This window comes from Chitinophaga sp. (assembly GCF_035761305.1).
Taxonomy (GTDB): Bacteria; Bacteroidota; Bacteroidia; order Chitinophagales; family Chitinophagaceae; genus Chitinophaga.
This window is the reverse complement of the sequence record NZ_DASTRI010000192.1, coordinates 1-9,956: the sequence shown is the minus strand read 5'-3', so window position 1 is coordinate 9,956 and position 9,956 is coordinate 1. Positions and strand designations below refer to the sequence as shown.

General features: G+C 49.0%; 10 protein-coding genes. 4 read left to right on the top strand and 6 right to left on the bottom strand.

The genetic code is table 11. The features are described from left to right. From ppk1 to panC, 4 genes are all read right to left on the bottom strand, one after another. Nucleotides 1-1,605 (bottom strand): polyphosphate kinase 1 (gene ppk1, locus VFS25_RS16535; RefSeq protein ID WP_326463275.1); only part of this gene is annotated, 1,605 nt, incomplete at its 3' end. A gap of 169 nt (nucleotides 1,606-1,774) precedes the next feature. Further along, nucleotides 1,775-2,809 (bottom strand): lysylphosphatidylglycerol synthase transmembrane domain-containing protein, encoded by a 1,035-nt coding sequence (locus VFS25_RS16530; RefSeq protein ID WP_326463274.1) that lies wholly within the window; start codon nucleotides 2,807-2,809, stop codon nucleotides 1,775-1,777. Between the two features lie 26 nt (nucleotides 2,810-2,835). Continuing rightward, nucleotides 2,836-3,180 carry an aspartate 1-decarboxylase gene (panD, locus tag VFS25_RS16525; protein ID WP_326463273.1) on the bottom strand — a complete coding sequence of 115 codons (345 nt, stop codon included), beginning with the start codon at nucleotides 3,178-3,180 and terminating at the stop codon, nucleotides 2,836-2,838. A gap of 113 nt (nucleotides 3,181-3,293) precedes the next feature. Further along, nucleotides 3,294-4,157 (bottom strand): pantoate--beta-alanine ligase, encoded by an 864-nt coding sequence (gene panC, locus VFS25_RS16520; protein ID WP_326463272.1) that lies wholly within the window; start codon nucleotides 4,155-4,157, stop codon nucleotides 3,294-3,296. 255 nt (nucleotides 4,158-4,412) lie between these two features. Between panC and VFS25_RS16515 the strand changes: the two genes are divergently transcribed. The 3 genes from VFS25_RS16515 to metK are packed head-to-tail and all read left to right on the top strand — an operon-like array spanning nucleotide 4,413 to nucleotide 7,899. Further along, nucleotides 4,413-5,231, top strand: coding sequence for a glycogen/starch synthase (locus VFS25_RS16515; protein ID WP_326463271.1), 819 nt, complete (start codon nucleotides 4,413-4,415; stop codon nucleotides 5,229-5,231). A 27-nt stretch (nucleotides 5,232-5,258) separates the two neighbouring features. Beyond that, a complete protein-coding gene (locus VFS25_RS16510; protein WP_326463270.1) occupies nucleotides 5,259-6,626 on the top strand; it encodes a DUF4270 family protein in 1,368 nt (455 codons plus the stop codon). Between the two features lie 19 nt (nucleotides 6,627-6,645). Then, nucleotides 6,646-7,899, top strand: a complete 1,254-nt coding sequence (gene metK, locus VFS25_RS16505; protein WP_326463269.1) for a methionine adenosyltransferase — start codon at nucleotides 6,646-6,648, stop codon at nucleotides 7,897-7,899. Between the two features lie 283 nt (nucleotides 7,900-8,182). Here the strand turns inward: metK and VFS25_RS16500 are convergent, their stop codons facing one another. After that, nucleotides 8,183-8,707, bottom strand: coding sequence for a peroxiredoxin (locus VFS25_RS16500; protein WP_326463268.1), 525 nt, complete (start codon nucleotides 8,705-8,707; stop codon nucleotides 8,183-8,185). A gap of 28 nt (nucleotides 8,708-8,735) precedes the next feature. Next, nucleotides 8,736-9,365 carry a hypothetical protein gene (locus tag VFS25_RS16495; RefSeq protein WP_326463267.1) on the bottom strand — a complete coding sequence of 210 codons (630 nt, stop codon included), beginning with the start codon at nucleotides 9,363-9,365 and terminating at the stop codon, nucleotides 8,736-8,738. 164 nt (nucleotides 9,366-9,529) lie between these two features. On the opposite strand from VFS25_RS16495, the gene pyrR reads away from it, so the two are divergent. After that, nucleotides 9,530-9,956 (top strand): bifunctional pyr operon transcriptional regulator/uracil phosphoribosyltransferase PyrR (pyrR, locus tag VFS25_RS16490; RefSeq protein WP_326463266.1); only part of this gene is annotated, 427 nt, incomplete at its 3' end.

The following is a 9,956-nucleotide window of genomic DNA, read 5'->3' as shown; positions in this document are numbered from 1 at the left end:
CAGGGTGGTGCAGGTTTCCAGGAACTTGACATCGTGGCGCTGGTGCTCCAGGTAAGCAAATATCCGGTTCACATCGGCCATAATAGCGCGGTTGGCGGTGAGCAGGCAATGATCGCCGTACACGCGGGCTGTTTTTTCATTCAGGTTGCCGGTGCTTACAAAACCGCACTGCACGGTTTTGTTGCCGATCCTTTTCTTGATCACGCACAGCTTGCCGTGCACCTTCATGCCGGGAATGCCTATGAGCACTTTTACGCCTTCATCCTCCAGCCGGGTCTTCCAGCGCAGGTTATCCTCTTCGTTAAAGCGGGCGCGCAGCTCCAGGGCCACTGTTACCTGCTTGCCATTGCGCACGGCATTGATCAGCGCATTCATGATCTTGGAGTTGCGGGCCAGGCGGTACGCCGTGATCTTAATGCTGGTAACATTGGGATCAATAGCGGCCTCCCGCAGCAGGTCAATAATAGTATCAAATGAGTGATAGGGGAAGTGCAGCATTACATCCTGCAGCTGTATCACATGCATTACGCTGGGCGCATTTACAAACAGCGGATGTATGAATGTTTTGCGGTGGTGCTGTGGCTTGCCTGCAAATACGGCTTCCGGAAACTCCATAAAATCCTTGAAGTTGTGGATGCGGGCGCCGGGTATGAGGTTGTCTTTTTTTGAAAGGCCCAGCCGGCGCATGAGATATTCGAGCAGCAGCGGATCAATGTCTTTATCGTACACAAAGCGTACGGGCTTGCCTTTGCGCCGGTCTTTCAGACCTTTCTCCAGCTGGTGTATAAGGCTGGTAGATACGTCGTTGTCAATATCCAGCTCTGCATCGCGCGTTACTTTTATGATGTGCGCATCGAACTTATCGTACCCGAAGTAAGAGAAAATGTTAGGCAGGGAAAAACGCACCACATCTTCCAGCAGTATAATATCATGCTCACCTTCTTTGGACGGCAGCAGTATAAAGCGGGGCAGTATGGCGGTAGGTATTTCTATGAGCGCAAACTTTTGCCGTACGGAGTTATCCTGCCGGGAAAGCACTACGGCCAGGTATATGGATTTATCGCGCAGGAAAGGGAAGTGCTGTATACTTTCTATCATCAGGGGGATGATGTTGGTGCGCACTTCTTCATCAAAATAGCTGAGCACAAACCGCTGCTGCTCTTTGTTCAGCTGTTTTTCCGTACGTATGAATATTTTTTCGGCGCGCAGCTCTTCTTCAATACCTTTCCAGATGCGGTCAAACTCGCGCTGCTGCTGCAATCCTATCTGCTGTATATCGTCCAGTATCAGGTCGGGGTTCTCTTCGAGGTGCACCTTGGCCGATTTGCCGAAAGACAGCATGCGTTTAAGGGTGGCTACCCGCACGCGGAAAAACTCGTCGAGGTTATTGGAAAAAATGCCGAGAAAACGAATGCGTTCCCGCAGCGGTACGGTGGGGTCTGCGGCTTCCTGTAAAACACGGGCGTTGAAAGACAGCCAGCTAACATCCCTGGCTATCATTTTCTTTTTGGGATGAGCGTCTTTTTTCTTCGGCTGCTTTTTGTCCTGTAAAATATCGGTGGCGGAGGATGTCATGTCTGCTGGATCACTTTTCGTCAAACGCATAAATTCGGATTGCATTCAGGAATTTCTCAAAATCACAACAATACGGTTTTTAGAAAACTTTTCATGTTAAATCTAAGTTACTGTATTTTAGGTTATGGTATATGCGTGTTTACGCATTGCAGCAGCAGTTGCAGCAGGTTGTTTGTTGAAAATAGCTATGGTAACCTTTTTATTGTTGAAGGTCTGCCGGTGCGGGAGCAGGTTTGCGGTTCGTGTTGTTAACCATGGGCAGCAGTATAAGGGAAAGAAAGCCTACCACTGCTACCAGCAGGGTTTGGGCCAGCCACAATATCCAGCCAAAGGCATATCCGGTGGTGGCGTGTATGCCGTACAGCACCAGTGTTTGCTGCACCAGCACCTGGTAAGCGCCTATGCCGCCCTGGGTAACGATCATGCCTATACTACCAAAACCCAGTACTGCCATGGCAGCTTTAAAGCCCAGGTGTTTGGTTTCATCGAGCGTATAAAAACCGCAGTACAGCATGGAAAAGTACAGCGTCCATATGAGTATGGTATAGAACAGGAAGGCGCCTTTACGTTCCATTTTACCTACGGATAAAATGCCTTCCATTACGCCGCGTGCCAGCGCCCGTATGGTAATGGTGGCTTTGGAGCGGGCAAAGCGTTTAAAGAAGAAATAAACAGCTATTACTATTACCAGGGCAATAATGCCCAGCAGCAGCATTTGGCCGGTACCGGCATGCGCAATCTTCTGCTGCAGCGGCACCCATATGCGGGTGGTAAAAAACTGGCCCACCACATCAATCTGCACGGCCACGGTTACGATCATTAAAATAATCAGGCAAATGAGGTCAATGCCTCTTTCGGCAATCATGGTGCCTACCAGCTTATCGGCCGGTATTTTTTCGTACCGGGCCAGTATACCGCAGCGGCTTACCTCTCCCAAACGGGGCAGGGCAAGGTTAGCCAGGTAACCTACCATTACGGCAAAAAAGGTGTTGAGTACAGAAGGGGAGTAGCCCAGGGGTTTTATCAGCAGCTTCCAGCGGGCGGCGCGGGCCCAGTGGCTGGCAATGCCTATGATCATGGCCGGCAGCACCAGCCAGTAATGTGCATTGCGGAAGGCGTCTTTAATATCTTCTTTTTCTTTGTCAGTCAGGTTTTTGGTTACCAGCCATATCAATATCAGGCCTATGCTCAGGAAAATAGCTATCTGGAGTAAACTTTTCAATTTCTTGGGCATACCGTGATATTAAATGGGTTCCTGTCTTACAATTTGTTACCTTCTTTCGGGAAAACGGCGATAGGAGTATGCTTTTTAGCTTCTTCAAAATCCATAGTGGCATAGGAAATAATGATCACCACATCACCCACGGCGCATAAACGGGCGGCCGGTCCGTTCATACAAACCACACCGGAACCGCGTTTGCCTTTCAGCACATAGGTTTCCAGGCGTTCTCCGTTGTTAACGTTCACTACCTGCACCTTTTCATATTCTATGAGGTTGGCGGCATCCATAAGATCTTCATCAATGGTGATGCTGCCAACATAGTTCAGGTTCGCTTCCGTTATAACAGCGCGGTGTATCTTACCTTTAAGTACTTCGATCTGCATAATTTTAGTTCAGCGTCCGCAAAGCTACGGAAAAATGTGCGAATGTGCAGATATGCAGATGTGCGGATGACAATGCAGCTTCCGCCAATCATCTGCACATCTGCATATCGTTTTTACATTTCCATATTGTCTATCAGCCTTACTGCGCTGCCTTGCATGCGGGCGGCCACCACTGCATACATGGGCAGGCCGGGTACCGGTTTGTCCGGGAACAGGATAATGCCGTTATCCTGCACGGCAATTACCTCCAGGTAGTCGGTTTCAAAATTAGCGGATTGCAGCTGCAACCGGGCCGCATTTACCGTATCGGGCAGGGGTGCGCCGGCAGCCAGCCGGGTTTTTATGTAAGAGAGTGTTTTGTACAGGGTAGTGGCCTTTTGCCTTTCTCCGGCATTCAGGCGCAGGTTGCGGCTGCTCATGGCCAGGCCGTCCGGCTCGCGCCGGGTAGGGCAAATAACCAGCTCCGCGGGAGAGTGGATGAGCTGCAGCAGCCGTTTTACGATCAGGCACTGCTGCAGGTCTTTTTGCCCCATGAACAGCTGATGCGGCTGCACAAGGTCAAGCAGCTTATGCACAATGCGGCCTACTCCCTGGAAATGCCCGGGCCGGTGGGCGCCTTCCAGCACCGTTTCCAGTGCGCCAAAATCATAGTGCCGGGCAGGCGCTGTAAGGCCCTCCGGGTACATTTCGGCTACGGCGGGCAGGAACAGCACATCGGTGCCGGCTTTGATAAGCAGCTCCTGGTCACGCTCAATAGTAACCGGGTATTTTTCGTAGTCGGCCGGATCGTTAAACTGGGTAGGATTTACAAATATGCTGCATACTACCTGGCTGCACTGCGCTTTTGCGGCGCGTATTAACGACAGGTGCCCGTCGTGCAGGGCTCCCATGGTTGGTACAAACCCGATGGTTGCGCCTTGTTCTTTTGCCGCGCCAAGGTATTGCCGGAGCGCATCCTTTTGTTGAAACAGGTGCATTTTTAGAAAATGTTAAAATTGTATCAATGCTAAATTGTATATGTAGCAGGCGGTGGGATAAATCAGCAGTATGCTGTTGGTTGTCATGCAAATGGCAGCGTTTCACGCGCGCGTAAAAACTACGGTAAACGGCCGTTTCTGCCACAAAACAATACTTAAAACAGTGTTAAAAGTGCCAATTTGTCCTTTTTTCTTTAAAAAATCCGTAATTTTGCAAGCCAAATTAAAAATTACTGCATTAATAATCAGCATTAAATGTCCACAAAGAAAAGAATTCTTTTTATTGCCCATGAGATGTCGCCGTACCTGGAATTAACCGAGTATGCGAATATGGTCAATAAAATGGCAATTAAGTCCAATGAAGCGGGTCTGGAAGTACGGGTAATTATGCCAAGATTTGGTATTATCAACGAACGCAGGCACCGTTTGCATGAAGTGGTAAGGCTGTCGGGAATCAATATTGTAATAGACAATGATGATTACCCGCTGATCATTAAAGTGGCTTCTTTGCCAAGCGCCCGTTTGCAGGTGTATTTCCTGGACAATGAGGATTATTTTAAGCGTAAAGCCGTTTTTAACGACGAGAACGAGCAGTTTTATGACGATAATGCCGCCCGTGCCGTGTTTTTCTGCAAAGGCGCGCTGGAAACCGTAAAGAAATTTGGCTGGCCGCCGGACATTATCCACTGCAGCGGCTGGATGACAGCCCTGGTGCCGATGTACCTGAAAACCGCCTACAAGAAAGAGCCGGTGTTTGCCCATTCCAAAGTAGTGTATTCACTGGAACCCAACAGTTTTAAGGAAAAGCTGGGCCCCACCTTTGTAAAAAAGGCCACCATCAGCAACCAGATAAAGGAAAAGGATATTGAGCCGTATAAAGAAGGCACCAATGCTGCGCTGAACCGCGGCGCCGCCAAGTATGCCGACGCTATTGTAGTAGCCGGCGAAAAGGCCGACAAAAAGCTGGTAGAGGAGCTGAAAGGTGAAAAGGGCAAGATCATTCTTCCGTATAAGAAAGATAACGAAGACCTGGCCGACTACCTGCAGCTATACAACCAGCTGATGGGAAAGTAGCGATCATCCACCACTAAACCTTCACGCGTGAGAGTCATTTTAAGGAACCTGGGACTGGTAGCCGCTTTTATACTCACCATGTATTTTGGATCGGGTTGTAACGAAGCTACCATTCTTGGTAATGAGCTGATACCGGGTAAAGATTATGTGAACGGCCTTGATACCACGCTTACCGGCATTGTTGCCCATAATATCTGGCAAACTGACTCCACCGTGTACACCGGCCGCGGAAACTACCTTAAAGTGCTGGGTTCTATTGTAAACGATCCGGTATCGGGCAGCGCGCACGGCATTGTATATACGCAAATGGGACTGCCCGGCAGTGGCTTCAGCTTTACAGGCACCGGTCAAACGCTGGACTCTATTGTGCTGAGCATTGCCTATGACGGTTATTACGGCGACTCCATGGCTACCCAAACCTTCAGGGTGTACCGCATGTCGGAGCCGGATTTTAAAATAGACTCCAATTACCGCTATTACCAGGCATTAAAATACAACACGGGCGAACTACTGGGCACTGCCACCGTTGCGCCGCGCAATTTAAAAGACTCCGTACCTGTTTACGGCGTTAAGGAAGCGCCCCAGCTGCGCATCCGGTTAAGCAGCGCCCTGGGAAACGAGTTCCTGCAGCAAACTGCCACCACGGGTTTTACCAACGATTCCAGCTTTTACGCTTTCCTGAAAGGGCTGGCCATTGTGCCCGATACCATGCTGGCCACCAACCGTGCCATGCTGTACCTGAACCTGAACGATCCGGCAACCCGCATCCGCGTTTTCTATAAAAATTCTGAAGAGGACTCCCTGAGCGCCAGCTTTCCGTTTAAAGCCGGCTTTACCGCGCATGCCAACTATTTTGTACGCAACCATGCCGGCTCCCAGGCAGCGCCGTATATGAATACCAACAACCCCAATGGAGACAGCCTGCTGTTTATTGAAGATGCGCCCGGGCTGTTTACAAAGCTCACCATTCCCAACCTTGAAAACTTTCCCAATGCCGTTATTAACAAGGCGGAGCTGGTAGTGTCTGAAGTTACTACCGGCGCTTCTGATCTTAATGATATTTATTCTGAACCAGATTACTTATTTTTACAGCAATATGTTGCCGGGGATACCACCAGACCCATAATTGATTATGGAAACCCCAGTAGTCCCAACCAACCGTATTTTGGTGGCGAAAGAACAGTGGTAACCCTGTTCGGCGGGATGAAATACATACAATACAAGTTTAACATTGCCCGTTATATGCAGCGGTTGCTGCGTAAGCAGGAAACGAATACAAGCTTTAAGCTGGAAGCGCTTTCTCCCAGGAATATAGATGTGCATCGGTTAAAGGCAGGCGGAGGCAACCATTCCCGGTTTAATATTAAGCTGCGAATAATTTATACTAAACTATAAAACGAAACACGGATATTTTATGCCTTATTTATTTACGTCAGAATCTGTATCTGAAGGACATCCGGATAAAGTGGCCGACCAGATCTCCGATGCGCTGATCGATCATTTTCTCGCATATGATTCAAAGTCAAAAGTAGCCTGTGAAACACTGGTAACTACCGGCCAGGTGGTACTGGCCGGCGAAGTAAAGTCTGACGCTTACCTGGATGTGCAGGACATAGCCCGTGAGGTGATCCGTAAAATCGGCTATACCAAAAGCGACTACATGTTTGAGGCCAACAGCTGCGGCATTCTTTCCGCCATTCACGAGCAGTCGCCTGACATTAACCAGGGCGTAGACCGTAAGAACCCCGAAGAGCAGGGCGCGGGCGACCAGGGGATGATGTTTGGCTATGCCAGCCGCGAAACAGAAAACTATATGCCCCTGGCACTGGACCTGGCGCATAAGCTGCTGCTGGAGCTGGCCGCCATACGCCGTGAAAATAAAGACATTACCTATCTGCGCCCCGACGCAAAATCACAGGTAACAATTGAATATTCCGACGATAACAAACCGGTGCGTATAGACACCATCGTTATATCTACCCAACACGATGATTTTGACAAGGACGAGCAGATGCTGGCCAAGATCAAGGAAGATATAATCAGGATAGTGGTGCCCCGCGTTAAAGCCAGGCTGAAACCTGAGCTGCAGGCGCTGTTCAACGACAAAATCACCTATCACATTAACCCTACGGGCAAGTTTGTAATAGGCGGCCCGCATGGCGATACCGGCTTAACCGGCCGTAAGATCATTGTAGATACCTACGGTGGTAAAGGTGCGCACGGCGGCGGCGCTTTCTCCGGTAAAGATCCTTCCAAGGTAGACCGTTCCGCTGCTTATGCTACCCGCCATATTGCCAAGAACCTGGTAGCAGCCGGCGTATGCGATGAGGTGCTGGTACAGGTGTCTTACGCCATTGGCGTAGCCAAGCCCTGTGGCCTGTATATTAATACCTACGGTACTTCCAAAGTGAAGCTGAGCGATGGCGAAATTGCCCGCAAAGTGGAAGAGATATTTGATATGCGCCCCTATAGCATTGAGCAAAGGCTGAAGCTGCGCAACCCGATTTACAGCGAAACCGCTGCTTATGGCCACATGGGCCGCGAAAACCAGGTAATAACCAAGGTGTTTAACAAAGGCAAACAAACCGAAAAGAAAGTAGAGGTTGAGCTGTTCACCTGGGAAAAGCTTGACTACGTGGAAAAAGTAAAGCAAGCCTTCGGCCTGTAGTCAATTACGGATTGAACGGTGTTTGAATAGTGGCAGTGAGGCTTTGGAAGTAATAGTGATTACAAATAATTGAATTACGAATTACAAATGGTGGATGTATTGTTGAAGAACAATGGCCACTATTTGCAATTCGTAATTTTTTTTTGGGGGCCGCTGTATTATCCGGTTATTTGCCGGGTATGGAGCTATAGCACCGTTTCAGCTGCCGGTAAACACTACAAAGGCATTTTCCATAGAGCGGAACAGGCGATGCACTGCTCCGCGTTTCATAATTCGTAATTAACTAATTCGTAGTTGTAAGCGCCTGTAAGGCGCTGGCTACGTGCTTCTCCGCATCGCGCATGGAGTTGAACTCGTGTATCACAATGCCGTTCTTATTTACCACATAGGTTACCCGCCCCGGCAGCACAAATGTTTTGGGCACCCCAAACAGCTTTCGCACGTCATTGGCGGTATCGGCCAGCAGGGTAAAAGGCAGGTGATGGTGCTCCGCAAACGCTTTATGGGAGGCTACGCCGTCGCTGCTGATGCCAATCACTTTTGCGCCATATTGTTTAAACTGTTCATAGGCGTCCCGGAAGGAGCAGGCTTCTTTGGTACAGACGCTGGTTTCGTCTTTAGGATAAAAGTAAATAACCAGGGGCTGTTTGCCCAGTACCGACGCCAGGTCAAACAGGTGGCCATCCTGGTCTTTCAGCTGAAATACAGGCACTTTGGAGCCTACTTTTACCTGGGAATGGGAGCAGCTGCTGCATAGCAGGGCGCCTGCGAGCAGCAGGCAGCCGAATATGGATCTGGTGATTTGCATATGCCTTGTTTTTAGGTGAAGCAGCAAGTTAAAACAGAAAGTTGACACCAAATACAAGGTCGTTAATACCGTGGTTGGGGGTAATGCCAAAGGAATGGGCATGGCCTTCATCCACGTAAGTGTAATTCACAAAGGAAGCAAAAGACACCTGTAACGAGATGTTGCGCTTAAGCCTGAACATCAGCCCGGGGTTATAAAAGGCCTCCAGCGACCAGGTGTTGTACCTGGTATGGGTGCCGTCGGCTAAATCCATGTTAAGCGCACTGTAATTGCCGCCGATTCCTACATCATTAAAAACTGAAAAGCGGCTTTGCCATAATGGGATGTCAAAACGGATGAAAGGCCGGAAGCCGTAGGCGTTAACTGCATACTTCAAATAAAGTTCATTGGGATTATCTGTTGAATAACGGTTATACGCCAATGTAGCGCCTATACCCAGGTTTTCTTTTAAATAATGAATATAAGTTGGCCTGAAACTAAATGAAGTGCCGTCAAAGCTGCCCCCGCCGGAGGGAGGCGTTACTTCGCTGGAGGTGCTGAATGAAAGGCTGCCGCCGACCAGGTTCTTCTTAAACGGCATTTGCTGCTGCGCCCGGGCCTGGGATTGCACAAACAGGATGAGGGTTACCATGCCAACGGTCCATAAAATTTTCTGCATACATAATTGGGTTTGGGTGAAAGAATATAGATTGTTTATCAGGCAGCAATCTAAACAGTTAAATCATTACACATTGTTAAAGACTGTTATTTGTTTCCCGTCGGAATGTTAAAAAGTATTAATGCCTATTAATTATTATTTTTGGTCCTTAAATTCTATAAGCATTGAAAACCATACTGAATGGAACGCAGTTGGCCATTACTATAGACCGGCTTTGTCACCAGCTTATTGAAACGCATTTGCACTTTGAAAATACAGTGCTGATAGGCTTGCAGCCGCGTGGCATTTACCTGTCGGACCGCATTTATCACACCCTGCAAAAGCTGCTGCCCGGTACCCCCATTGCCTACGGCAAGCTGGATATTACTTTTTACCGCGACGATTTTAATAAAGGCAACACCCTGCATGTGCCAAATGAAACCGACATCAATTTTTCCATAGAGAATAAAAGGGTTGTACTGATAGATGACGTGCTGTACACCGGCCGCACCATCCGCTCCGCGCTGGATGCCATGCTGGATTTTGGCCGTCCGGCCGCCGTGGAGCTGCTGGTGCTTATAGACCGCCGTTTTACGCGCCAGCTGCCTATTC